At 64.3% G+C, this 25176-nt stretch carries 25 protein-coding genes and 1 pseudogene; 10 read left to right on the forward strand and 16 right to left on the reverse strand.

Features of this window, described 5'->3' with window-relative positions; translation table 11 throughout:
- Positions 1–201 precede the first annotated feature (201 nt).
- The 11 genes from NC4_RS03475 to NC4_RS03525 all read right to left on the reverse strand — a co-directional run bounded on the left by NC4_RS03475 (position 202) and on the right by NC4_RS03525 (position 9154).
- Complete coding sequence (locus tag NC4_RS03475; RefSeq protein ID WP_157554216.1) at positions 202–792, reverse strand: phage tail tube protein; 591 nt, start codon at positions 790–792, stop codon at positions 202–204.
- 77 nt (positions 793–869) lie between these two features.
- Complete coding sequence (locus NC4_RS39935) at positions 870–1328, reverse strand: hypothetical protein (RefSeq protein WP_157554218.1); 459 nt, start codon at positions 1326–1328, stop codon at positions 870–872.
- Positions 1329–1501: 173 nt separating this feature from the next.
- A complete protein-coding gene (locus NC4_RS39940) occupies positions 1502–1816 on the reverse strand; it encodes a hypothetical protein (RefSeq protein ID WP_157554220.1) in 315 nt (104 codons plus the stop codon).
- 63 nt (positions 1817–1879) lie between these two features.
- Positions 1880–2449 carry a hypothetical protein gene (locus NC4_RS39945; RefSeq protein ID WP_157554222.1) on the reverse strand — a complete coding sequence of 190 codons (570 nt, stop codon included), beginning with the start codon at positions 2447–2449 and terminating at the stop codon, positions 1880–1882.
- Positions 2450–2520: 71 nt separating this feature from the next.
- The gene (locus tag NC4_RS39950) at positions 2521–4719 is read right to left on the reverse strand and encodes a hypothetical protein (protein ID WP_157554224.1); all 2199 of its coding nucleotides are present in this window, start codon (positions 4717–4719) and stop codon (positions 2521–2523) included.
- Between the two features lie 871 nt (positions 4720–5590).
- Complete coding sequence (locus tag NC4_RS03500) at positions 5591–6205, reverse strand: hypothetical protein (RefSeq protein WP_067532111.1); 615 nt, start codon at positions 6203–6205, stop codon at positions 5591–5593.
- 274 nt (positions 6206–6479) lie between these two features.
- Positions 6480–6776 carry a hypothetical protein gene (locus tag NC4_RS39955; RefSeq protein ID WP_157554226.1) on the reverse strand — a complete coding sequence of 99 codons (297 nt, stop codon included), beginning with the start codon at positions 6774–6776 and terminating at the stop codon, positions 6480–6482.
- Positions 6777–6986 (reverse strand): hypothetical protein, encoded by a 210-nt coding sequence (locus NC4_RS03510; RefSeq protein WP_067532117.1) that lies wholly within the window; start codon positions 6984–6986, stop codon positions 6777–6779.
- 514 nt (positions 6987–7500) lie between these two features.
- Positions 7501–7698 carry a hypothetical protein gene (locus NC4_RS03515; RefSeq protein WP_067532120.1) on the reverse strand — a complete coding sequence of 66 codons (198 nt, stop codon included), beginning with the start codon at positions 7696–7698 and terminating at the stop codon, positions 7501–7503.
- On the reverse strand, positions 7695–8435 hold the full coding sequence (locus NC4_RS03520; protein WP_067532123.1) for a hypothetical protein: 741 nt from the start codon (positions 8433–8435) through the stop codon (positions 7695–7697). The genes NC4_RS03515 and NC4_RS03520 overlap by 4 nt, the downstream gene beginning before the upstream one ends.
- Positions 8435–9154, reverse strand: coding sequence for a cutinase family protein (locus NC4_RS03525; protein WP_067532126.1), 720 nt, complete (start codon positions 9152–9154; stop codon positions 8435–8437). Before NC4_RS03525 ends, NC4_RS03520 begins: the two co-directional genes overlap by 1 nt.
- A 219-nt stretch (positions 9155–9373) precedes the next feature.
- Here NC4_RS03525 and NC4_RS03530 point away from each other — a divergent pair, with 219 nt between their 5' ends.
- Positions 9374–9676 carry a helix-turn-helix domain-containing protein gene (locus tag NC4_RS03530; protein WP_067532129.1) on the forward strand — a complete coding sequence of 101 codons (303 nt, stop codon included), beginning with the start codon at positions 9374–9376 and terminating at the stop codon, positions 9674–9676.
- Positions 9677–10001: 325 nt separating this feature from the next.
- Here NC4_RS03530 and NC4_RS03535 read toward each other — a convergent pair whose 3' ends face one another.
- The 4 genes from NC4_RS03535 to NC4_RS03550 all read right to left on the reverse strand — a co-directional run bounded on the left by NC4_RS03535 (position 10002) and on the right by NC4_RS03550 (position 12907).
- Positions 10002–10382 (reverse strand): helix-turn-helix domain-containing protein, encoded by a 381-nt coding sequence (locus NC4_RS03535; protein ID WP_067532132.1) that lies wholly within the window; start codon positions 10380–10382, stop codon positions 10002–10004.
- Positions 10383–10582: 200 nt separating this feature from the next.
- On the reverse strand, positions 10583–11164 hold the full coding sequence (locus tag NC4_RS03540) for an ImmA/IrrE family metallo-endopeptidase (RefSeq protein ID WP_067532135.1): 582 nt from the start codon (positions 11162–11164) through the stop codon (positions 10583–10585).
- Positions 11165–11261: 97 nt separating this feature from the next.
- A complete protein-coding gene (locus tag NC4_RS03545) occupies positions 11262–11456 on the reverse strand; it encodes a hypothetical protein (protein ID WP_067532137.1) in 195 nt (64 codons plus the stop codon).
- Positions 11457–11623: 167 nt separating this feature from the next.
- On the reverse strand, positions 11624–12907 hold the full coding sequence (locus NC4_RS03550) for a SpoIID/LytB domain-containing protein (protein ID WP_067532140.1): 1284 nt from the start codon (positions 12905–12907) through the stop codon (positions 11624–11626).
- A gap of 172 nt (positions 12908–13079) precedes the next feature.
- Between NC4_RS03550 and NC4_RS42120 the strand changes: the two genes are divergently transcribed.
- Positions 13080–13289, forward strand: coding sequence for a hypothetical protein (locus NC4_RS42120; RefSeq protein ID WP_245721465.1), 210 nt, complete (start codon positions 13080–13082; stop codon positions 13287–13289).
- Positions 13290–15317, forward strand: coding sequence for an N-acetylmuramoyl-L-alanine amidase (locus tag NC4_RS03560; protein ID WP_067532146.1), 2028 nt, complete (start codon positions 13290–13292; stop codon positions 15315–15317).
- Between the two features lie 86 nt (positions 15318–15403).
- Here NC4_RS03560 and NC4_RS03565 read toward each other — a convergent pair whose 3' ends face one another.
- Positions 15404–16204 carry a Cof-type HAD-IIB family hydrolase gene (locus tag NC4_RS03565; protein ID WP_067532398.1) on the reverse strand — a complete coding sequence of 267 codons (801 nt, stop codon included), beginning with the start codon at positions 16202–16204 and terminating at the stop codon, positions 15404–15406.
- A gap of 177 nt (positions 16205–16381) precedes the next feature.
- On the opposite strand from NC4_RS03565, the gene NC4_RS03570 reads away from it, so the two are divergent.
- From NC4_RS03570 to NC4_RS03600, 7 genes and pseudogenes are all read left to right on the forward strand, one after another.
- Complete coding sequence (locus NC4_RS03570; RefSeq protein WP_067532147.1) at positions 16382–17359, forward strand: ABC transporter permease; 978 nt, start codon at positions 16382–16384, stop codon at positions 17357–17359.
- Entirely contained in the window at positions 17356–18282 is a 927-nt protein-coding gene (locus tag NC4_RS03575) for an ABC transporter permease (RefSeq protein ID WP_067532148.1), read from the forward strand. The genes NC4_RS03570 and NC4_RS03575 overlap by 4 nt, the downstream gene beginning before the upstream one ends.
- Positions 18283–18352: 70 nt before the next feature.
- Positions 18353–20350 carry a dipeptide ABC transporter ATP-binding protein gene (locus tag NC4_RS03580; RefSeq protein ID WP_245721466.1) on the forward strand — a complete coding sequence of 666 codons (1998 nt, stop codon included), beginning with the start codon at positions 18353–18355 and terminating at the stop codon, positions 20348–20350.
- Positions 20351–20359: 9 nt separating this feature from the next.
- Positions 20360–22051, forward strand: a pseudogene (locus NC4_RS03585) (ABC transporter family substrate-binding protein).
- Between the two features lie 26 nt (positions 22052–22077).
- Positions 22078–23751, forward strand: coding sequence for an ABC transporter family substrate-binding protein (locus NC4_RS03590; RefSeq protein WP_067532404.1), 1674 nt, complete (start codon positions 22078–22080; stop codon positions 23749–23751).
- Positions 23748–24443, forward strand: a complete 696-nt coding sequence (locus NC4_RS03595) for a hypothetical protein (RefSeq protein ID WP_157554230.1) — start codon at positions 23748–23750, stop codon at positions 24441–24443. The genes NC4_RS03590 and NC4_RS03595 overlap by 4 nt, the downstream gene beginning before the upstream one ends.
- 62 nt (positions 24444–24505) lie before the next feature.
- Positions 24506–25162, forward strand: coding sequence for a helix-turn-helix domain-containing protein (locus tag NC4_RS03600; protein ID WP_067532149.1), 657 nt, complete (start codon positions 24506–24508; stop codon positions 25160–25162).
- Positions 25163–25176: the final 14 nt, after the last annotated feature.

The following is a 25176-nucleotide window of genomic DNA, read 5'->3' on the forward strand; positions in this document are numbered from 1 at the left end:
GCAGACCTTTCAAGGTTTGAATTGGTTATGGGTTTCCAGGCGTTGAAACAAGAAGGGCCCAACAGCGGCGGGCGGGCCTGCGCATAGGATTGGAATCCCGCCGCCGTTGGGGGTTGTTGGACGGCCATCACCCGTCGTCAGGCATGGTTCGACCCACTCGGGTTCTCCCCATGGTGATTTTGACGGTCGATGCCGTCGAGATCAGGCAGTGAGCTTGTTGCCGTCGTTCAGGTAGCGGTACGCCTTCACACCGCTGTCGTCCTTGAACGCATCAACGGTAATGGTGAACCCGGCCAGCTCATTCGACACGAACTTCTTCTCGGTAACCGAGGAGATCTTGGCGTTCGGCAGCACGATGCGCAGCTTCTTGTCCTCGTTCATCATGTCGAAGACCCACGAACGCCGCGGCAGCACCGAACCGGTCTCCTTGACCGTGTACAGCGCACCGGAAGTGGTGGTGGCATTGGTCGGAACAACATTGTCCTTACCGAACACCTCGGTCAGAACATCCTGATCCCACACCGCATACAGAGTCAGCCCAAACCGCACCGAATGCTCGGTCTGCAGCTGGGCAATAATATCGGCGTTCCAGTCCTTGATCGACTCGATCCGCCGCTCACCCATCGATTCAATGCAGTCCTCGGATACATACCCGAGCGCCTTGAACGCAGGATCGATAACGCCATCCGCACCGGTCGGCAGCGAGGTAGCCAGCGGAGCAACCAGAACACCACCGGTAACAGCGATGTTCGGAGTGCCGGCACCAATAAACTTGCTAGAGGGCTTAGCCATCTTCATATCTCCCTTGGGATTGTTGCGCAGGCCCTAGGGATGTGTATTCAGTTGTTACTCCCGCGCTTTCGGGGGAGTCACGCGAGGACTTTTCCTCGCACGATCATATCGGCAATAACCGTATACCGCGGAGCAGCAGTCACCGGGTCGGTATCGTTCTGTTCACCGGCATCCTCAACATAATCGCACCACACAGCGCCGATATACCCAGGCGCAGCAGCGTTCACAATGCCTCGGACCAGAGCCGCCAGACTCGCTGCGTTACCCTCATCATCGGTGCACTCGAACACAACACGCGGCCGATCGAGGATCAGGCGAGGGCCTCGGCTCCCCTCCCGATCTTCACGATCAAGCCGCGCCTTGCGGTCGTTTCGGGTTATCCGAACCATCCGCATCGGCCGCGGCTCGGGAACCCTTGTCACGACCGTTGCATTGTCCGAGAATTCCCCGAGTTGGGCAGACAGATAATCGACAAGCGCCTTTTCAATGTCAGGGAATCTTATTTTCTCCAACACAGATATCACCCCTTTCGCCATGATAGTTACACTAGGATTCAAATTTCTGATCGAGGTACGATGGGTCGGTCAATGACGGCCAGCCACTACTCGTCAGTGGCGTCTGGAAGAGATGCGGGGTCAGGGTATTCTGCGCGCTCCTCCTACATGAGATACGTGCGATTCCAGAGTGACATGAGGTGATCTTTTTCATCTCAGGTAGGAGCACGATCTTCACCACTAACAACTTCCAGGAGGCCATCGATCTCCGCATACAAATCATGAGCTGGATCAGATCCATGCTGGAAATCTGCACGCACCCGCTCCGCATCAACTATGAACTCATCCCGCTCCAACTCCCAGATCTCTGGATGTCCAATAATCGACATGGCCTTACCCACGACACTCGATACCGCTGGCTCGAAATGCCCCGTATCAGAATTGATAATAAACCCGACAATATGCCCTTCGGAATCCTTCTCCACCCGCAACGGTCGATTGAAGTACGAGTAGTAAATAGGAAACTTCATTAGCCCAAACGTCCTTTCGGAAGACCCTTCGCGAGCGCTTCCCAGAACTCACCGGCGTGGCGATCATTCCTCAAATCTGGTCCACACATCGGACGGAGCACCTCCTGGATCGAAGAAGTTGTCGATACCCGTCGCTGTCGGCCTACCGAAATAGGTTGGATCGCCTGGGTCTATCTCCGAATCCAGAGCCATGGAAAGATCCCGCAGTGCAGCAGCCAGACGTGGCTGATTCGCTGCATATGTTTCAGGTTGAGGCCGACCTCGCAAATCGTACGGCATCCAGGCATCGGAGAACGTCACCAGTTCAGCGGCGACGTAGTCCGCATAGACGTCAACACTCAACCGGAACAGGTTGCTGTGAACGGCCTGCTGTTCGCCCCCACTGACTTCGCCGACACAGTTGACGGTGGCCGTCACCGAGCCGATCTCACCAGTACGCAGGACGCCGCGAACCTCGTGTGCGATGAGCGCTGCGCCTTCCGCTGGTAATCGGCTGTTATCAGGGGCAAACTCGCCGTCGAAGAGATAGCTCCTGGGGCTCCCTGCCTCGGATACCCTCACGCGGAAGACTGGTGCACCGACTGCAAGCCGCAAACGGGCCAATGTGGCGTATGCGGCCATAAATTCGCGCATGCACAACTCGACAACGTCGGCTTCTTCGTGGTCACGTCCCCATGTCCATCGACCGACGGGTGTCCTAGTGATCACAGCGTTCCTTCCGGAGTAAATCGACCGTTCAGAGGGATGAAGATGATCCCGTCTGGGGTACGGATGACTACCTGGATACCATTCTTCAGGTAGTTCTGTTCAAGACGTACGAGGTGCGGTGCGAGATCTACCTTTAAGACGGACGTATCGAGGACAAACGTCTGGACGTCGGCACCGGAGTCCGTCAGCTGTCGCATTTCTTGGAAAACCTTGCCGATCACCTTCTTTGGGTTGTTCGACTGAACATCCTTGAACTGCCAGCCGTGCACATCACCGTTCTGGTCTCGTGCCATCAAGTCCAGATCGGTACGCTCGCCGGTAATGACACCGCGCTTGATCTCATGCCCCCCTTGCTTGACCTCGAATACGATGTCCGTGATTCCGCGGTCCAACAACCGCCCAGCGAGCCTAATCTGCTCCAAGCTGCCAGGAATCACATCATACCGAGCGAGATTCGACACCACAGACGAGAAGTTGGTAGCGTCCTTGAACCGTCCGGAGGCGATGGCCTCGGCAAGTTCCTTACCTGCTGGATGGTTGGCGAGGTTGTCCAGGATCGTGCCCACATCGCCTGCCTTAACCTTGGTACCCACCAACTGATCTCGAACCTGCTGTTCCAATTCCCCACCCCGATCGAGCGGTCTTGGGGCGCTGCCGGGCCGCTTCCAACCGCCGGATCCAGACGAAGGTTGTTGTCGCCCTCCTCCGGAGGATTGATTGAACTTGGCACCGGTCCACGTACCGCCGTCTTCCAAGCCACCGCCAATGGCTCTTGAACTCGGATGTTTTGGAGGGAATAGCCTGCCCTCAAGCGAGGCTTTCCCTGCTAGCCCTTGCAGGACGCCCATGTGAGCGCCGCCTGGAACTAGACGCAGTCCTCCCGACCATCCAGCTGGACCGCGGAAGAAGTCCTTGATAGGAATATCGATCTTGACGAAGCCAGTCAATGTGGCTCCACCACGGCGGTCGGCCAATGTGCCAGCCGTCTTTGGCGATGGCGCACTTATAGTGTTTGCAGACGCGACAGGGGTTGGGCCGGTTTCTCGGCTGTTGATAGCTTGTTGTCTAAGCACCAGAGACCTGGGTCCGACCGCACCTGGTTGACGACCAGCCTCGGTCGTCACATAGACCTTCGTAGACTGAGCCAACTTTGGTCGCCCTCGGAAGTCCGTCTGGTCGAGTACAGCGCGGTAGGAGTTTCCGAGAACCCTTGGCAATCCGCCTCTTCTGCCACCGTAGCTCATGGCGACATTCATGAAGAGCTGGAGAAATCCCTGGGACCACCCTTGTGGAGGTAGAGCTGGTAGGGGGGAGACGTAGTGGCTGGCGCCGGATTGGTCGATGATGACGAGTCGGAAGTCTTGGAGCTGGTAGAGGGCGAGGGCGGGAACGCCGGGCGGTAGGGGGAGTTGTTTGCTGGGGATGGGGAAGGCGGCCGTGATCCAGCTTTGTGGCCCGGTTCCGCGGTCGTCGAGCCACATGCCGATGGGGCCGAGGGGGCGTAATCCGTTGGTGGGGTCGATGACACGCTGCAGGTCGGGGCTGAAGGCGACTTTGTGGCCGTTGACGTTGTAGTAGGGGGTGCCGTCGGGGCCGATGTAGTGGTCGGTGCCTTCGCGGTCCCAGGGGATGTTGAGGCTGCGTTCGGCGGGTGTAGGTGGGAGTGTTTGCGGGGTGGCGTCGACCCAGTGGTATTTGTTGTCGTTGCCCAGCAGGATGAGGCGGCTGTCGTGGGCGTAGAGGGCTTTGCCGGGGACGCCGGGGGGTAGGGGGATGGGGTCGAGTTTGGTTGTCCAGCCGTCGGCTTCAACGAAGCCGATAGCGTTGTTGGCGTCGGGGAAGGGGTGGATTTGTAGGTCCGGGCTCGGTAGGCCGGGTGGGTCGACCACCTTGCCGTTGGGGCCGATCGTGAGGGTGTGGCCGGCGCCGAGCAGGAAGACCTTGTCGCCGGTGGGAGTCAGTGTGTAGTGGGCGAGTTCGCGGCCCTCGGCATCGAGGACCCGGACGTCGATTGTGGGTTTGATTCCGTTTGTGCCGCCTTGTGGGCTGCGGACCTCGATCGAATCGTCGGGGCGGGCGATGATTTGGGCGGGTCCGGTGGCGGTGAGCCAGGCGGGGATGCGGTCTTCGGGAGTGAATCCGATGGGTGTGTCGGCGGGAGGATGGATCCAGCGCCCCAGCATCGGGTCGAACATGCGGTTGGCGTGGGTGCGGCGCGGTGGGGCGATCCGGGGGAGTTGACCGGTGTCTCAGTGCTGTCGGGGTCGATCACGACCATGCTGCCGTCGGGGTGGATGACGAGGTGGAACAAGCCTTCCGGGCCCAGGACCGGCATCACGATCGTTTCCGCGCCGCTGGCGTTGACGACCGCGACGGCGGGTGGCGGGCCGAAGGATGGTCCGGTATCGAGGTCGAGGGGTTGACCGTCGGGCAGGGTCCAGCTCGCGCGGCCCCAGGCATCGACCGCGACGTTGGTTCCACTGGGCAGCGGCCTGGATTCGCCCGGCGCCGGGAGCCCCTGACTGCCGATCGCGAGAATGTCGGTCGTGTCGAGTGGAACGGGCCGCTGCTGTTGCGGTGTGGCCAGTCCCAGGATGACCGCCATCTCCGCAGTGGTCCCTTCCGGGATCACCGGCACGGTCGTCGCGGTGACCGGGGAATCGGGCGCGATAGGAGCAGGGTCACCGGTCGGTGTGGTGGCCGATGGTGGGACCGGAACCGGTCGGATCGGAACGACCGGCAGCTCGGTCACCGCCGGTGGGGCAGGAACCGCCGCGGGGGTGTTCGGTGCCTGCGGCAGCAAGTCCCTCGGCGTGCCAATATTCGGCTGAGCCTGGGGTCGCCCGCCCGGCCCCGGCACCCCGAGAAGCCAGGCATCCTCCGGCGAGATCTCCCCACTGATCGGAGACGCGTACACCGCAGTATCCGGCCCACCCTCAGTCATCGCATTCACACTGAGGATCCGCGCGTACTTTGCGACAGCCTCCTCCGGAGAACGCACCGAGAAGTTATGAACCCGCACACGAGAGTTGGAGTCCGCTACCTCGTTCGGAGTGATCGACATGTTTACTCCTCGCGGGTGCGACGGGCTTGGTCAATCCGCTCGCGGAGTTGGTCGACAAGACCGGCGTAGGCGTCGGTTTTGGTGGGGGCTTCGACAGCGAGACCGCGGGGGTGGGTGGCGAACCAGATGCCGTCGTCGGTTTGTTTGACCTGGATGTCTTCGAGGTCGTAGAAGGATTCCGGGTCGGGGGTTGGCCAGTTGCCGTTGGCGTCCTTGGTGATGTGTTTGCCGGTGTCGAAGGCGCCGGGAGGGCCGTCGGGGGTGGGGACCCAGCGGATTTCCTCGAGTTCGGGGTGGACTCGGACGCCGCGGTTGACGAGGTATTCGGCTACGCGGGTGGCCTGTTTGATGGCGGTTACGGTGGGGTCGGCCAGTTTTCGGCCTACCTCGCTGTGCCATTCGGGGAGGTGGATTACCGATAGTTCCTCGGCTAGGGCTCGGACCTGGGGGTCGAGTTCCTCGTCGGGGTGGTGTTCGGCGAGTTTGCCGGAGAGGGTTTGCTGGATGAAGGACAGGAAGTCCGGGGTGACCAGTTGGCCTGTATCGGTTTTGACGTAGTCCGTGGGGGATGGGTCGTTGCCGAAGCGGACGGAATCGATGATCTCCTTGCCGGGCATGGGCTTTCGGAACCTTCCTGATCGGGGCATGAAGAATTCCGGGCCCTGGTGCGGGCTCGGGATTCGGAGGATTGGGGTCCCGCCCCCGGTGAGAGGGGAATGGCCGGGGGCGGGACCGTTTCGCCCCTGGCGCTGCGACCGGTGTCTGCGACCGCGGACCACCTGCGGGAGACGGGCGCGCCAGGGGCGGGCATGCGGCTTGCTCTGAACCCGCGGTGTACCTATCAAGAGGTTTTCGGGGGCGAGCCGCATGGGCTGGAACGGCTTGTGGCCGTTAGATCTCTTCTTCGAGAGTGGTGGGGATTTTGTAGGTGGCCTGCGGGGGTTCTTGGGCTGGGACGTGCAGTCTGAGGAAGCCGAGCAGTTCGTCGATGTGGCGTTGCAGGGCGCGGATCAGGCGGATGGCGTCGCGGAAGCGGCGTTGGTCGCTGGCGGCCTGGTCTTCCAGGGCTGCCACGCGTTCGCGGAGGTTGGCGACTTCGCGGGCCTGCCAGGCGGTTACGGCGCCGATAACTGTTGCGACTGCGACTCCGATGGCTTGCACGAGATCGGGGTTTAGCCAGGATTGCATTCAGGCATCACCCTCCGAGTGCTGCACCGGAGTTACCGCCGGGCGGATGAGGGCGCCGGCGATTACGGGAGTGAGCAGGCCGTAGATGGTGAGTGCTGCGTCGATCCATTCGGAACCTACTTCGCGGCCCAGCACGAAGGCGATGACTCCGGTAATGGCTACGAGGACGGATCGCACCAGAGCGGGCTCGGGAACCCTGTTGATAAGCATATGTTTTCCTTCCGACAGCGCCGCGGTCCCGATTGCTGCTCTGGAAGCAGGAACCGCGGCGTGGATTACAGAACTAGCGGGGCAACGGTTGCCAGGAGCTGGACTACGAGTCCGGCGAGATGGATCCATTGGTCGACAGTGAGGCCGAAAACCATTACTGGTCCTCCTGATTCGAGGGAAGACGTGTTTCAACGACAGAAACCCCGATCCATCGGAGGATCGAGGGTTCCAGGTGAACACGATGTGGTCGGCAGACAAGGCTGAAACCCTGTGCCGGAGTGATGGTTTCCCGTGATTTCGGGATGAAGGCGCAACTGTGGCGCTGCAGATATCTTCACTTAAGCGGAGCGGAATGTCAACACTCATCTTGGAGATTCATGAAAAGTGCAGGTAGATCAGTCCTTCGTGACGGCCTCGCGACATCGGCTACTGCCGGAAGCGCAGAAGTCCCGGCCCACGGATGGTGGGCCGGGACTCGGGATATCGTTTCGGACAGCTCATTTGGTGAACGACGTCAGTGCCTCCGAGCGGCGTCGGGAACAATGCGGCCGGACTCGATGAGCACTTCGAATGCCGCTGTCTTGCGCGGGCAGTAGTAGGCGGCGCACTCGCGGTGCAAGCGCATGATTTCGTGTGCCTCCTCGGTGGTGAGCGGGGTGTCGGGCCCTTCGTGGGCAGCCATCTCGATGAGTTGGGAGAGCGTGAAGGTCATTTGGGTCGGCCCACGCTTTCCCGCTCGACTCGGGGACGTGCCGGATGACCGCCGCACTGAGCTGACGAGGTCCTTTTGGCGCGTACGGGATGGGCGAGGTGCGCATCCAATACCTCGCCGACGAGGAACTGCTCGGGCCAGTCCACCGCCCACGGGCCGGGAACGGGGCTGACCTTGCCTGCGTCGCGCAGGGTTTGGATGCGGCGGACCGTGACGGCGCGGAATGGCTCGCCCAATCGTTGTGCGAGAGTGGCGATTCCGGAGGCATTGAGGAGGGCGCGGCGGGCGGCCTCGATGGCGTTCGGATTCACCGCGATTCGCTCGGGGGGTGGGCAGACGATCGCTTCGGCCGCTTCGACGGCGGCGCGGAGCTCGGCCGGGGCGGATTCGACGCCCTCGGTCATAGCGAGGGCGATCAGGTTTCGGTTGAGCCAGCGGGCCAAGGCTCCGGTGGAGGGGTGACCGGGATAGGCGATGGCGCGTTGTTCGCAGATCAGGCGGACCCAGCCGACGAGGACGGTGTGCAGGTGGTCGCGGATCTTTGCCGCACTCGGGCTGAAGGGGAGGGGCTGGTCGCTGGTGCGGGTGTTGAGGCGGAGATTGGGGTCGCCCAGGCGGGCTCGGCCTGCGACAGTGTCTTCCAGATCCTCAGCGAGGGAGGGGATTTCGCGCAGGAGGGTGGAGAGGTCGCGGATTTCGTCGTGGGAGAGGTACAGGTGGGGCTCGGATTGCGACATCAGGCGACCTCTCGGTTGATGGTTTCGGCTAGGCGGGCGGCGTGGCCGTGGCGGACGTAGTCGGTGGTGTGGCGGCCGTCGGTGACGTAGCCGCGGGTGTAGGCGAGGGCGCCGGACCAGGCGCTCCAGTTCTTGGGGGCCCACCAACGCTGCATTCGGCGGTGCAGGACGACGTCGAGCAAGTCGTTGCCCCAGCGGGCGGTGGCTTCGGGTGTTGCGAGACAGAAGAATTGGGAGAGGTCGGCTACCAGGCGGAGGGCGTTGCCGGCGGGGAGGGCGGTGATGGGGTCGCCGGGGGCGGCGGACCAGAAGACTGGGATGTTCGCGATCCAGCGTTGGCCTGCTATGCCGTAGCCACCCGGATCGGGGCCGACGGATTGGCCTGCCGGGCGCAGGGGGTCGGCGATGAGGGCGCAGGCCGCGACTTCCAGCTCCGGCCATACGCCGCAGCCGATTTCGGCGGCGATATCACCGGCGATGGCCGCGCCCTGCGAATATCCGTCCAGGACAACATGATTGGGCGAGGCAGCGATGGCCACCAGCAGCGCGGCCTTTCCCGCAGCGCTGCTCTCCGCGTAGGGCATCGCCCGGCCGTAGTCCGCCGGGTACGGGACCATCCGGGGTGCGAATCGGCTGTGATTGAGGGTTCGGGAGAACGTGTCGGTGACGGCTTCGCCGTGGGGAGCCCAGGTCCCACCGACGATCAGGACGTCGATCATGCCGCTTCACCCCGGCAGTGGATATCAGCGCGAGCGACGACTACCGTTGTAGATTGATCAAGCAACTCCACACGGAGCACAGTAAGGTCCATATGGACCTCTCACAAGTCCGTATGGACTAGTTATTAAATCGTTACTAGAACTAGGTTTAAAACGCGACACAACACGACTCGATCAAGCCGTTTGCAAGATAGCTGTTTGGACTTCAGAATGGTCCATATGGAACTGCGGGAGCTCCACGACGGCATCAACCGCGCAGTGGGCGGCGAGCTCCGGGCCGCGCGGGCGCGGCGGGACCTCACTCGCCCACAGCTGGCCATCCTCTCGGGGGTGGCGATCAGTACGATTCAGCGCTTCGAGAACGGGGAGCGCTCACCCGATATGCATCAGCTGTTCGCGCTATGCCAGGCGCTCGAGGTGTCGCCGCTCGAGATCATGGATCGGGCGGTGAAACTCGTCGATGCGGGCGAGCCCGAGACCACCGGCTCCGGACCGCAACTCGTCGAGGGATCCGGGCAGTAGCTTCCCGAAATTCAGCCCGACGGCCATCGACGCCAAGTAGAGATCCGCGACCGTGGCGCCTCCGCGCGTCACGCGATCCGCCAGTTCCGAACCCAGCTGCTCGGCCACGATCCCCATGGCCTCACCATCGAATTTCCCCGCAAGCCATGCTGCCAACGCATCTGCGAGCACCGCAGAACCCCTTCTCATTGATCGAAAGAATTCCCCCGACGGCCGACCGGCCGCTCCTGTCCCCCAGCTACGCACTACCTCAGCAGTTGATCTATCACGCCATTAGGCTACAACACTTCATGCAATTTACATACAAAAAGATACAACCGCCTGCTCAGCGAGCCCGCAGGCCCGCCACGAACGCGGCGACCTTGTTCAGGTCGTCATCCGATAACCCGGACAAGTCAACGACCGCGTCGGCATGCCGACGTGACGACTCTCCCCGCGCGGGCGCTTCGAAGCCCGCTCTGTGCAGCAACGGAGCGGGATCCATTCCGACGGCCTTGGCCATGGCCTGCAAGGTGCGAGCAGTGGTTCGAGCAGCGACTTTACCGTCGTCTTTGTACTGTGTGCCGAGTTCTACCTGAGTCCACAGGCTGATGCTGATACCAGCCGCACGCGCCGCGGCGTCCCGAGACAGCCCCAGGGCCTGCCTGGCATCCCGGATCGCCTCGCTGACCTCCCTGGGTACTGGGGCGCTCTGACGAGTACTCATGCAACACAATATACATTGCTACCTGCATTTACACACGCATTTTGTATGGTGCGCCGCCGTGGGGCCTACCACACCTCGCAGCGCATGGATCATGCGATAAGTCACCCAATTAGTGGCAGTTCGAGTCGTCTTGCCGCAGCGATCTGATGTCCGAATCCTGACACTTGGGATGTAGATTGCATGCAACCAAGCACTGCGCTTCAGCGGTAGGCGACGACCTCGGTGATCGTGGTCCGCAGCGCATCGGAGAGCTTCCGATGCACCGGTACCGGCTGGGCATCGGTCCAGACACAGCTGATCGGCAGCGGATAGTCCCCGGCATCCGACCAGTCGAGGCGATCGACCATATCGGCCGGCAAAGCGCGTCGTTCCGCTCTCGACAGCGTCCGCAGCCGGTGGCGGACCGTATCGGGATTGACCTGGAGCAGGTCGGCCGCATCCTCGACACGGGTGTACCGCGCGAGCGCTTCCCTGAGCGCATCGACCGGAATCAGGTTGCGGCAGGCCACCTCGTACACGCGGAGTTCGGCGGCCAGCCGGGATTCCCGCCCCATCCGGGTCCTGCGCACCACCTCCGAATGCTCCAGCTGGGCGTGCGCGATGGCGTGGGCCAGACCTTCCCGGCGATCCACCGCCGTCAGATCCGCAGCGATCATCACTGCCCGGCGTCTGGGTTCCCAGATGACAATCCGCGCCTCGAATGGGAGGACGCCGATCGTGAGGTCGAGCTTCGCGGCATGGGTGCGGGCGTCGTACCGTTTACTGGCCTTGCGGCGGGGCATGACACCGGCACCTCGTTACACGATCTCTCATCTCATCGGAAATTCTTGCACTACTCGGTAATCCGATATGCCCCGACGACATCGGTCACCGCATCGGCTAAGCCAGCATGGCCAGGAACTCGTCGGCCAATTCCTTATCGTGCCGACTCAAATCGGATAGAGCGCCGAACTTGGGGATTGTGTGTTTCGCCATGGCAAAATTGTCATCGAGATCGGCCCGCCCTGCACCCGGTTCCGAGGTGAGGGCACCATCGAACTCCTCAGGTGTCTGCGGGGCGAACTCGAATTCCATGAAAACTAGTCTACAACCCGGCTTTCCATACTTCAGCGCGACCTGATGGTGTGCGACCCGGCCCCGCGCGATCGAGCATGAGATCGCGAAGGTCACTGCGCTGCTGAGTCTTTCGAAGCGAGGACTACAAGCCGGTGAATATGACCGATTCGATGACCGATTCGAGGTCAGCGGGGGCTCGTGGAGGTGACTGTGGGTTGAGTGAGGAGAGGGAGGGGGGTCAGGGGTGGGGTGGGGGTGGAGGCGGTGCCGGGGGCGTTGGTGGCGCTGGGGACTGCCGGTTTGATGGAGGATTCGGGGACGGAGGGATGGGTGTAGTCGTGGGAGTTGGTGATCAGGTCCACGGATTCCGTGACCGGCTGGGGGCTTTGGTCTCCCAAGTCGAGTGATTCCCAGGGGATTTGATCCGGGAGTGGGGCGTGATCGGATTCCACCGGGGCGGTGGGGTCGGATTCCGCTGGGAGAGTTGGGTTCGGGTAGACCGGGATCGTCGGGTCGATGAATTGTGGTTGGGCGGAGGGGAATTCGCTGACGGCGGGGCCCAATTCGAGGTTTTCCGTTGTGGGGGAACCGGAGTCGCCCGCGGAGTATCCGGCGCGGAGGACGTGGCCGTCCAGGGCGAGGATTTGGCCGGTGGTGGAGTGGACGGCGGCGGTGGTGCGGGGGTCTTCCTTGTCGGTGCCGGGGTAGGCCTGGCAGTCGGTGGTGTCGCAGGTTTCGGCGTAGGGGTAGCGGGATTCGGCTAGGGCGTAGGAGCGGGCTGCTATGGCTTGGGCGCGGAGGGCTTCGGTGCCGCCTTGGTCGGCCCAGTTGGGGACCATTTCGGCGGGGACTACGCCTTGGAGGTAGTCGTCGATGTCGATGTAGTTGATGGTGCGGAAGGCGCCGTTGTCGAGGGCTACGCCGAGGGCGCCGCGGTAGGCGCTGCCGCCGCAGAGGGTGAGGTGTTCTTCGGCGGGGCGGTCGGGGCCCTCGTAGATGGGGTAGACCCAGGGGTCGTCGGTGGCGCCCTCCCAGAGGACTTCGCCGTCGCAACCGGTGGTGATGACGACATCGGCGCCGGTGGGGGTGGGGGTGAGGTGGGCGGCTTGGCCGGGGATGACACGGCGGCCCGCTACCAGGAGACCTGATTCGGATTCGACATCGAGGGTGCTGTCGTCCTGGGCCATGAGGCGGACGCGGACCGGGACGGGGGCGATTTCGGTGAGGGAGGCGCCCGGATAGTAGTGGGCCAGGATCGATTCGGCGGTGGAGCCGTCCTGGGCTTGGTTGTAGGCGCCGTTCTGGCTGAGGCCGCGGCCGTGGCCGGGGCCCATCGAAGCGCGGAATTCGATACCGCCGGGCCAGGCGTAGAGCAGGGCTCCGGTGCTGGTGGCGAGGGTTAACGCGGTTAGGGACAGGGTGAGCAGGCGGCGCCTTCTACGGCGCCTGTGTAGGTGACCCTTCGGCATGTCATACCCGTTCTTTCGTGAGGCGAAGCTACATTCGAGTTACCCAAAGCTAATCCTCAACCAAACATTCAGGGCTTGTGACAGTTGGGACTAGTGTGATCGTTGATTCGCCGGGAAGCAACTCTGGCGTTCGGGCGAGGTTCAACGGTTTTACCTGGAATGGGAGATGCACGTGCCGTACCGCAGAGCGAAACAGTCCTATGCGCTCCCGGTTGTCACCATCCTGGCCCTGACCGCGCCTTTTGCGGTCCTGGGACTCAGCGACTCCCCGGATATTCGGGCCACGGATGAGAGCAATCTGGCAGCAATACCTGCGACTCTGGCCGAGGTGGGTTTGGCCTCGGCACCCGACATCGTCTTGCCGCTGCGCGAGCTGACCTGATTGGATCTACCGGATCTCCGGCTGTCGGACCTGCGGAAACTACCTCTGCCCGCCTCCATTCGGGTACCGGACGCACTGGAAGCGCCGCTCGGGATCGAGCTACCGGACGAGATTCCGCTACCGCGACTAAGTCGGCCGGAGCAGCCCGGCGCAACCAGCCCTTACGGACCCTCCCAGAACGCTCCGGGATTCATTGCCGATCCCGAACCGATCGACGAATCCCCGGCGGGCGCAACACAACCCGCCCTCCCGGAAATCACCGGTGATCCGCGCACCCCGGCCCTCGCGCCCGGTGCGGTGCCACACGAACTGGCGGCCAAGGTCGGCCCGCAGGTCAAGGAACTCACCCGCGACACCCCGTTCAGCATGGTCGCGCTCACCGCACAGGACATGGCGGGAACGACAGCGCTGATCCGGGCCAAGCGGCCCGACGGCAGCTGGGGGCCGTGGTTCTCGGCCGAACCCGTCGACTCGCCGGGACGACCGGGTGCGACGCGCACCGGGACCGAACCGATCTACGTCGGCAACACCAAGGCCGTGCAGATCCTGGTGACGCGCAAGGACACCGGCGCGACGCCGGGATCCGCGCCGACCACACCGGGCGCTGAAGTGCCTGGTACGGCACTCGATACGCCAGGGGTGGCACCGAATTCGCCGGGTGCGGTGCCCGGTCAGGTGCCCGCCGCCGCCCCCGTGCCGCGCACCGACACCGCGGGCGATCCCGCCCAGGTCAACCTGGAAAAGCTCGCGGCCATCCTCATCGATCCCGGCCGCGGCGCCGCCGACGAGAACCTGCACCAGGTGGCGGCCTCGCTGCCGGGCGGCGGTCCCAAGGTGATCACGCGCTCGCAGTGGGGCGCGGACGAATCGATCCGCTGCGACGAACCCACCTATGACGACGGCCTGTCCGCCGTCACCGTGCACCACACCGCGGGCCGCAATGACTACACCCGCGCGGAATCCGCGGGCATCGTGCGCGCCATCTTCGCCTATCACGCGAAAACCCTGGGCTGGTGCGATATCGGATACAACGCATTGGTCGACAAGTACGGGCAGATTTTCGAAGGCCGTTTCGGCGGACTCGATCGCCCGGTCGAGGGCGCGCACGCGGGCGGATTCAATATCAATACCGCCGGTGTCGCCTTCATGGGCAATCACGAAGACGAGGAACCCAGCGATGCCGCCGTCGAATCGATGGGTGAATTCATCGGATGGCGCGCCAAGGTCGCCGGATTCGATCCGGAAGGGTCCTCCACCATGTATTCGGAGGGCAGCGAATTCACCCGGTACGCATTGGGCCAGGCCGTCAAATTGCCGAATGTGTTCGCGCACCGCGATGTCGGCAATACGTCCTGCCCCGGTGATGCCGCCTACGAGGTGATGGACCGCATTCGCGAAATCGCGAAATCCTTCGCGGGCCCGGGCCCGGTGACCACCACGACGCCCGGCAATTCGCGGCCGCGTCCGGAGCTGAATGCCGGAAACCAGTACCCGCAGAAGCCCACCACCCCGAACACCGACACCGACCTGGCCACGCTGGCCGAGCTGACCACCAAACTGCTGGGCCTGCTCGACACCAGCCCGGTGGCCCGGTACTGGAACGACCAGGGCGGCCCCAATGGCGCACTCGGACAACCGGCTTCGGAACCGCAGCCGACCGCGGACGGCGGTCAGTACGCCAAGTTCGTCAACGGCTACGTCTATTCCACCCCGGACGGCCGGGTGTTCGCGGTCGTCGGCAAGATCCTCGAGCGCTTCCTGCAACTGGGCGCGGGCACCGGCATTCTGGGCCTGCCGCTGAGCAACGAGTACGCGGTCGACGACGGCGTGCGCGCCGATTTCCAGCACGGCTCGCTGATCTTCAACCGGCTCACCGGCATTGTCACCACCGTGCTGAAGAACTTCGGCGCGGTGCAGGATCCGGCCGGATCGGCGCTGCCGGAGATTCTCGGCAATCCGCCTGCGCAGGGTGATCAGATCCCGGCGCAGCTGCCGGACTACACACCGGCGCAACCCGCCACGCCTTAGTTGTCACCGATCGCTGCCGCCGGGTATCGAGGACGCACTGTCCCCGGTATCCGGCGGCTGCCGTTCGAGAACCCGGACCGAGGCGCTTACATCCACCAGCGTTCGAGAACCCGCGCCACACCGTCTTCGTGATTGGCCGCGGTCACCTCGTCGGCCGCGGCAATGGCTTCCGGATGGGCGTTGGCCATGGCCACGCCGTGCCCCGCCATCTTCAGCATCGGCACGTCATTGGGCATATCGCCGAAGGCGATGAGCGTCGCGTGCTGCACGCCGAGCCGCTGCGCCACCGTGGCCAGACCGGTCGCCTTGGTGACGCCGGGCGCGGAGAGCTCGATGAGCCCGTTGTCGGTCGAATAGGTGAGATCGGCCCGGCCCGCGAGGCGAGGCTCGAGGATGGCGCGCATTTCGCCGCTGGTCATGCTGGGTAGTCGGATCAGCATCTTGATGGCGGGCGCGGCGATCACCTCGGCCCGGGACACCTCGGTGTCGTCCGGATTGAGCCAGGCGTGCTCGTATTCGGGGCTACTCACAAACTGCGGAGTCGCCGCGTCGTGGGCGCTCGCGCCGACGCGTTCGGCCGCGAGCCCGCAGCCGGGCAGCAGAGCTTCGGCCAGATCCGCCGCCCAGGCCAGAGTGTCGGTATCCAGGGTGTAGGTCGACAGGATGCGGTCGTTGGCGCTGTCGTAGATGACAGCCCCATTGCCACAGACACACAGCGGCGCGTAGCCGAGCCCGTCGACGACCGGATCGATCCAGCGGGGCGGCCGACCGGTGGCGAGCACGAACGGCACGCCGTCCGCGATGAGGGCGTCGATCGCGGCTTTCGTACGCGGGCTCACCTGCTCACTGTGGTCGATGAGCGTGCCGTCGACATCCGTGGCGACCATCTTGGGTTTAGGCAGGTGAAAGAGAGTCACCTAGTCCATCCTGCCTGAAATACGGACATCGATTGGTAACGAGGGGTGAATTGCTCCGCATTGGCTGAATCGTTGTGCCTGCGCTACCGCCCGGTTGCGCACCACGGTCCTTATGATCTGACCCAAGACTCGACCCGAGAGGGACTGATGGCCGGATTTCTGCTGCGACGGGCGCTCAACTACGTCGTGCTCTTGCTGCTGTCCTCGTTCCTCGCATTCTCGGTGTCGGCGTGGACGTTCGAGCCGCTGGCCTATCTGGAGGAGCGCAATCCACGCCCGCCGCAGGCCACCATCGACGCCAAGCGGGCGGAGCTGCGTCTCGACGATCCGATTCCGATCCGGTACGCCGCCTGGGTCTCCGGGGTCGTCCAGGGTGATTTCGGCAAGACCATCGCCGGGCAGCCGGTGAGCGAGGAATTGCCGCGCCGCATCGGGGTCAGCCTGCGATTGCTGGCCATCGGGGCGATTGTGGGCACGGTGCTGGGCGTCCTGATCGGCGCGGCCAGCGCCATCCGGCAATACAAGTTCAGCGATTACGCGACGACCGTGCTCTCGCTGCTGTTGTTGTCGACGCCGGTATTCGTGCTCGCCACCTTGCTGAAATACGGTGCGCTGGAGATCAACCTGACGACCGGGAAACAGATCTTCCTCTATACCGGCGAAACCTCGGCGACGCCGGTGAGCGGACTCTGGAATCAGATCGTGGACCGCATCCAGCATCTCATCGTCCCCACCACCGGCCTGGCGCTGGGAGCCATGGCCGGATACAGCCGCTACCAGCGCAATGCCATGCTCGACGTGCTGGAGAGCGATTTCATCCGCACCGCCCGCGCCAAGGGCCTGACCCGCTCGCGGGCGCTCTACAAGCACGGCCTGCGCACGGCCTTGATCCCCATGGCGACCCTGTTCGCCTACTCCATCGCGGGCCTGTTCACCGGGGCCACCTTCACCGAGAAGATCTTCGGCTGGCACGGCGTCGGCGAATGGCTGGTCGATGCCATCAATGCCCAGGACATCAATATCGTCCTCGCGGTCACCGTCTTCTCGGGCGCGCTGGTCCTGGTGGCCGGGCTGCTGTCCGATATCTTCTACGCCATTCTCGACCCCAGGGTGCGTGTCGGATGACAGACGTCGAAATCATCGTCCAGGGCGCGCCGCCGCCGGTCGGCCGCCGCAAACTGGTGTGGCGGCGGTTCCTGCGCAATCACGTCGCGGTGGCCTGCGGCATCATTCTGATCCTGCTGTTCGCGGCCGCGTACGTGCTGCCGCACTTCCTGCCCTACACCTATACCGAGCTGGATCCGACGGCGAAACTCAAGCCGCCCAATGCGAAACACTGGTTCGGCACCACCGCGCTCGGCGAGGACGTGCTGGCGCAGACGCTGCGCGGATTGCAGAAATCCCTGGTGATCGGCTTCGGCGCGGCGCTCATCGCCGCCACCATCGCCACCGTCGCGGGTTCGGTGGCGGGCCTGCTGGGCGGGGTCGCGGACACCGCCATCATGTGGGTGGTGGATCTGCTGCTGGTGATCCCGTCCTTCATCATGATCGCGCTGTTCACGCCCAAGGTGCAGGGCAACGGGTCGATCCTGCTGCTGACCTTCCTCATTGCCGTCTTCGGCTGGATGATCACCGCGCGCATCGTGCGCGGACTCACCATGAGCATGCGGGAACGCGAATTCGTCCGGGCCGCACGGTATATGGGCGCGAACACCCGGACGGTGATCACCACCCACATCCTGCCCAACATCGCCTCCATCCTGATCATCGACACCACCCTGGCGGTGGGCTCGGCGGTCATGGCCGAAAGCGGTTTGAGCTTCTTCGGTTTCGGCGTGCAGCCGCCGGACGTATCGCTGGGCTCGCTCATCGGCACCTACTCCAAGTCGGCGCTGACCTATCCGTGGACGTTCATGTTCTCGGCCGGATTCCTGGTGATCATCGTGTTGTGCGCCAATCTCATGGGTGACGGCCTGCGCGACGCCTTCGATCCCAGCGCCAAGAAGGCCCGGTCCAAGCAGGCGCGGCGGAAGGTCGACCGGGCATGAGCGGTCAAGCGCGGAGGCGGCAGCGGAGCGTAACCACGCAGCGCTCCGCTCATGCCCGAAAGGACACAGTGTGAGCGAGAATTCGGCCGACAGGCTGAAGGCCACCACCGCGCCGCTGCTGGAGGTCGCGGACCTGCGCGTCGCCTTCCCCAGCGAGGAAGGCCGGGTGGAGGCGGTGCGTGGCGTGGACTTCCGGGTCGGCGACGGTGAAGTGCTGGCCATCGTGGGCGAATCCGGATCCGGGAAATCGGTGTCCTCGCTGGCGGTCATGGGTCTGCTGCCCGAACAGGCCCGGGTGCGCGGCTCCATTCGCCTGCGCGGGCGCGAACTCGTCGGGCTCGGCGACAAACAGCTCTCGACCTTGCGCGGATCCCGGGTCTCGATGGTCTTCCAGGACCCGCTCTCGGCCCTCACCCCCGTGTACCGGATCGGTGATCAGATCGCGGAAGCGCTACTCGCGCACCGCAAGTTCGACAAGAAGGAGGCCGCCGAGAAGGCGGTCGAACTCCTGGATCTGGTCGGCATTCCGGATGCGGCCGTGCGCGCCAAGGGTTTTCCGCACGAATTCTCCGGCGGTATGCGCCAGCGCGTGGTCATCGCCATGGCCATTGCCAATGATCCCGAGCTCATCATCTGCGATGAGCCGACCACGGCGCTCGATGTCACGGTGCAGAAGCAGATCCTCGGCCTGCTGCGCAAGGCCCGCGATATCACCGGCGCGGGCGTCATCATGATCACCCACGATATGGGCATCGCCGCCACCATCGCCGATCGCGTCGCCGTCATGTACGCAGGCCGCATTGTCGAAACAGCGCCCGCCGCAGGGCTTTTCACCGCACCGCGAATGCCGTACACGGTCGGGCTGCTCGGCTCCATCCCGCGCATGGACGGACCGGCTCGCGCCCCGCTCATTCCCATCGAAGGCGCACCGCCCGCCATGCACGCGCTGCCGCCCGGGTGCTCCTTCGCGCCGCGCTGCCCGATCGCCGTCGACGACTGCCGGGCCGCGGAACCGCCGCTGGAGGACACCGATCCCGGGCACCGCGCCGCCTGCATCCGGACCTCCGAGATCGGGGCGCAGGAACTGTTCGCCGCCTATCGCGCGACGGTGCGCAGCGAAGCCGCCGTATCCGAGTTCGCCAACGCGCCCCAGCTCGGCAAAACGCCCGAGCGCGCCGCCGAGCCGACCAAGGATCCCGCGCCCGGTGCCGCCGCCCGTCTCACGAAGGATCCCGCGCCCGAAGTGGTACTGCGCGTGGAGAACCTGCGCAAGACCTTCCCGATCACCTCCGGCGTGGTCTTCCGCCGCCGCACCGGCGAAGTGAAGGCCGTGGACGGCATCAGCTTCGAAGTGCATCGCGGCCGCACCCTGGCGCTGGTCGGCGAATCCGGATCCGGCAAGTCCACCACGCTCACCCAGATCATGGAGTTGAAACAGCCCGAGGGCGCGAACCGCAAGGGCGACCCACAACAGCCCGGCGGCAGTATCGAGATCCTCGGCCACGATGTCGCCCGCCTGACCACGGCGCAGCGCCGGGAGATCCGCGGCAAGATGCAGATCGTCTTCCAGGACCCGTCCTCCTCGCTGGATCCGCGCCTGCCCATCTCCGACGCCATTGCCGAACCGCTGCGCATCGCGGGGCGGCCGAAGGACGACATCGCCCGCCGGGTACCGGAACTGCTGCGCCAGGTCGGGCTGCGTCCCAAACACGCCGACCGCTATCCGGCCGACTTCTCCGGCGGGCAGAAACAGCGCATCAATATCGCCCGCGCCCTGGCCTTGGATCCGGAGATCCTGGTGCTCGACGAACCGGTGTCCTCGCTGGACGTCTCCATCCAGGCGGGCGTGCTCAATCTGCTGCGCGATCTGCAAGCCCAGCGCGGTCTGTCGTATTTGTTCGTCTCTCACGATCTGTCGGTCGTGAGTAATCTGGCCCACGACATCGCGGTCATGTATCGCGGGCAGATCGTCGAATACGGCCCGGCCGAAAACGTTTTCGCCGACCCGCAGGACGAGTACACGCGGGCATTGATCGATGCCGTGCCCGTCCCCGTAGCGACCCGATAGGAGCTGGCCATGCGGATTCGCCAATGGGAGAAGGGGTCCCGGCTGGGGCGCTGCGGCGGCGCGGTGCTGCTGGCCGCCGGACTGGCCCTGGCCGGGTGTAGCGCGCCGGACGACAGCGGCACCGGAACCGCCGAGATCGGCACCGGCAGCGCCATCAACCCGCATGCGCGCGACGACATCAAGGACGGCGGCAATCTGCGGCTGGCCACCACCGCGTACCCGGAGAACTGGAACACCCTCCAGATCGACGGCAACAACAATGAGATCGCGGAGATCGTCTGGCCCATGATGCCGCGCGCGTACAGCACCGACGCGGCGGGCAATCTGAGCGTCAACCACGACTACTTCACCGATGTGCAGTTGACCGGCACGAATCCGCAGCAGGTCACCTACACCATCAACCCGAAGGCCGTGTGGACCGACGGCAGCCCCATCACCTGGGAGGACATGCGCCAGCAGTGGCTGGCGCTGAATGGCTCCGACAAGACCTTCCTCATCGCCCAGACCAATGGCTTCGACCGGGTGTCGGCGGTGGAACGCGGGGCGGACGACCGGCAGGCCGTGTTCACCTTCTCGCGCCCTTACGCCGACTGGCGCGGCCAGTTCTCGGGCAACTCCATGCTGTACCCGAAATCCGTGACCGCCACCCCGGAGGCGTTCAACACCTCGCAGGTCGAGGCCATCGGGCTCACCGCCGGACCGTTCCTGGTGCAGTCCACCGACCGCACCCAAGGCCGGATCGTGCTGGGCCACAATCCGAAATGGTGGGGTGAGAAGCCCAAGCTGGACACCATCACCATCAGTGTGCTCGACCGGCTGGCCTGGCCGCAGGCGCTGCAGAACAAGGAACTCGACGCGGCCATCCTGTCCACCATCGACGATCTGGCGACGGTCCGGTCGACGCCCGGTATGGAAATCCGGACCGCGCCGGGCAATCGCTGGCGGCACTTCACCTTCAATGGCGCGCCCGGCTCCATCGTGGCCGATCCCGCGGTCCGCGTGGCGATCATGAAGGCCATCGACCGGCAGCAGATCGCCGATGTCATTCAGAACGGCCTGGTCGCCAAGCCGGAACCGCTGAACAATCACGTCTTCCTGCGCGGCCAGACCGGCTATCAGGACAATGCCTTCGCCTTCGATCCGGACGCCGCCAACCGCGAACTCGACGCGCTCGGCTGGGTGCGCTAGGGCGATGTGCGGGTCAAGGACGGCCGCAGGCTGAGCATTCGCGATGTCATGTACAACGATCCGACCTGGGTGCAGATCGCCAAACTCATCCAGCAGGATCTGGCCGAGATCGGCGTCGAGCTCACCATCGACACTCGCGCGGGCGCACGGTATTTCCCGGATGTCATCCAGCCCGGCGATTTCGACGTCTGCCAGTTCACCTTCGTCGGCGACGTCTTCGCGTTCAGCAGCATTCCGCAGACCTACGGGTACTACCCGGACGATCTGCAGAACAACTTCGGGCGCATCGGCTCGCCGGAGCTCAATGAGCTGATCGAGAAGACGCTGTCGGAACTCGATCCGCAGAAGGCCATCGAACTGGCGAATCAGGTGGACCGCAAGGTCTTCGAGGAGGGGCATTCGCTGCCGCTGCTCCAGGGGGAGGGTAACTACGGCGTGCGCGCGGACCTGGCGAACTACGGTGCGCCCGGGCTTGGGTCGTACGACTACACCAACATCGGTTTCTTGAAGTGACCGTCCCGGAGAAAGGAGCGATCCCGATGCGGATACGTTCGGCTGTCATACGATTCGCGATTCCGGCGGTCGCGCTGGGACTACTGGTCTCGGGGTGCAGCGCCGATGAGGGCACGGGCGGGACGGCGGAGATCGGCACCACCGCCGCCATCAATCCGCATCCGGTCGAGGATCTGCAGGACGGCGGCAACCTGCGGCTGGAGGTCAGTTCCTTCCCGTCGACCTTCAACTACCTGCATATCGACGGCGGTGACTCCGACACCAGCGCCATCATCGCTCCGACCATGCCGAGTAACTTCACCAGCAATGCCGCCGGTGAACTGACCGTCGATCACAACTTCTACACCGATATCCAGCTCACCGGCACCAGCCCGCAGCAGGTCACCTTCACTCTCAACCCCAAGGCGGTGTGGTCCGACGGATCACCCATCACCTGGGAGGATCTGCGCTCGCAGTGGCAGGCGCTGAACGGGTCGAATCCGGAATACCTGATCAACTACTCGTCCGGCTTCGACCGGGTCGCCAAGGTGGAGCGCGGAGTCGACGACCGGCAGGCCATCGTCACCTTCGACAAGCCGTACTCGGAATGGAAACAGCTCTACGGCATCCTGTACCCGAAGCAGATCACCGGGACGCCGGAAGCGTTCGAGAATGCCGCGCGCAATGACGCGCCGCTCAGCGCGGGCCCGTTCATGATCACCAATATCGATCGCACCGCCAACCGGATCACGCTGAGCCGCAATCCGAAATGGTGGGGCGATACCCCCAAGCTGGACACCATCACCTTCAGCGTGCTGGCCAATGAGGCCCTGCTGCCCGCCATTCAGAACAACGAGATCGACTACGCGTACATGTCCGGCCTGGAGAATGTGACCGGTGCCAAGAACAGTGCGGGCGTGGAGATTCGGCGCGCGGCCGAACCCTCCTGGTCGCACATCACCTTCAATGGCGCGCCCAGCTCACTGCTGGAGGATGTGAAGCTGCGCCAGGCCATTGCCAAGGCCATCGACCGGCAGGCCATTGTCGAGAACAGCCAGTACGGCATCGTCGACAACCCGAAGCCGCTGAACAATCACATTTTCATGGCGGGGCAGAAGGGCTACCAGGACAATTCGGCCCCCATTGCCTTCGATCCCGACGCCGACGCTCGCATGCTCGACGAACTTGGCTGGGTGCTGCCGCCCGGTGGCGATGTGCGTGAGAAGGACGGTCGCAAGCTGGAACTGCGCAATGTCATGTACCAGCAGGACCGGTGGGTGGACACCGCCAAGATCGTGCAGCAGAACCTGCAAAAGGTCGGCGTGAAGATGAACATCCAGACCGTCCCGGGCACCGGCCTGTTCCCGCAGGTCATCGATCCCGGCAATTTCGAACTGGCGCAGTTCAGCTGGGTCGGCTCGACCTTGCCCATCGGCGCGCTCCCGCAGATCTACGCGTACGACCCGGAGAACCTGCAGGGCAACAAGGCACGCATCGGCTCGGCCGAACTGAATGCTCTCATCGACCACACCATCTCCGAACTCGATCCCGAGAAGGCCATCGAACTCGCCAACCAGTGCGACAAGATGATCTTCGAGGAGATCTACTCGCTCCCGTTGCAGCAGGCGTCCGGTACCTACGCCGCCCGCATCAACCTCGCGAACTGGGGCGCGTTCGGCCTGTCCTCTCCCGACTACACGAAGGTCGGCTTCCTGAAGTGAATTCCCGGACAGGCCATCCCCTGGCCTACCCGGTGCTCGTGACGATCGGCGTCCTGGCGGTAGGTCTCGCCGGGACGCCGTTCGCCGATCCGGAGCTGCTCGGCCTGCTCGCGACCGTGGGCCTGATAGTGCTGGGCTACAGCGGGTTCCGGCTGTTCATCGCGACCCGCACCACCGCCGGCGCGGCCAAGTTCGCGGCGGAGATCGCCCCGGGAGAGGCACCGGAAGACCCGCGCGGAGTGATCGTGCGCCGGGTCCGGCAGCAGCATCGGCTCACCAGCCGGACCTGGCTGGAACTGGACGCGCGGTTCCGGACCGTCTGGCTGCCGGTGTATTTCGATCCAGCGCTGACCACGCTGACGCCGAGCCGGATCGATATCTCGGCGGGCGGCATCCATATCGACGGGCTGCGCGTGTATCCCTCGGGGTGGCTGCGCCGCACCGAACCGGTGGGACGGCTCGTCGACAATCCGGCACAGGCCGATCCGAACGGCCCCGCCATCGCGGCCCGCGCCGCGCGCATCGGGCGGCGACTGCTGCTCGACGCCCAATCCGCCGTCGTCGCACCATTCGTCGGCCTGCTGTGGGTCTACGTCGCGGGCGGCGGAATCACCGCCTTCGCGGCCGCCACGGTCGTCGCCGCCGCGACCGTCGTCTGGCTGGCCGCCATCCGGGGGTCCGACCCCAGCTGAGGGTGACCACTCTCATGGTTGCCGACGTCAACTGGGAGGAAACACCTCGATAGGATCGGCCCATGCCACGCCGCCCCGAACACCGCGATTCCGGCGACCCAGCACCGGTGCACCGGGAGATCGCTCCCGAAACACCGTCGAAGGTCGACCTGGAGAAGGTGATCGGCCGCCAGGTCCGGGCCCTGCGCATGACCAGCGGCCTGTCCGTCGGCGATATGGCCGCCAAGGTCGGCATCTCCAAAGCCATGCTGTCCAAGATCGAGAACGCCCAAACCTCGTGCAGCCTCTCGACTCTCGCCCGCCTGGCCGCCGGACTCGACGTGCCCGTCACCTCCCTGTTCCGCGGCGCGGACGCCGCCCGCGAAGCGGTCTTCACCCCCGCGGGCAACAGCGCGGTCATCGTAGGCCGCGGCACCCGTGTCGGCCACCACTACGAACTCCTCGGCGCGCTCCGCGGCCAGCACAAACGCCTCGAACCGGTACTGGTCACCCTCACCGAGGCCAGCGAAACCTTCCCCCTCTTCCAACACCCCGGCACCGAACTCATCTACATGCTCGAGGGCGTCATGGTCTACGGCCACGGCGACTCCGAATACACCCTCCGCCCCGGCGACACCTTGCTCCTCGACGGCGAAGGCACCCACGGCCCGAACAACCTCGTCCGCCTCCCCATCCGCTTCCTGGCCGTCACCGCCTACCCCGACAACCACGAATCCTGAGCGTTCACACCCCT

It is taken from the genome of Nocardia crassostreae (genome assembly GCF_001613405.1).
Taxonomy (GTDB): domain Bacteria; phylum Actinomycetota; class Actinomycetes; order Mycobacteriales; family Mycobacteriaceae; genus Nocardia; species Nocardia crassostreae.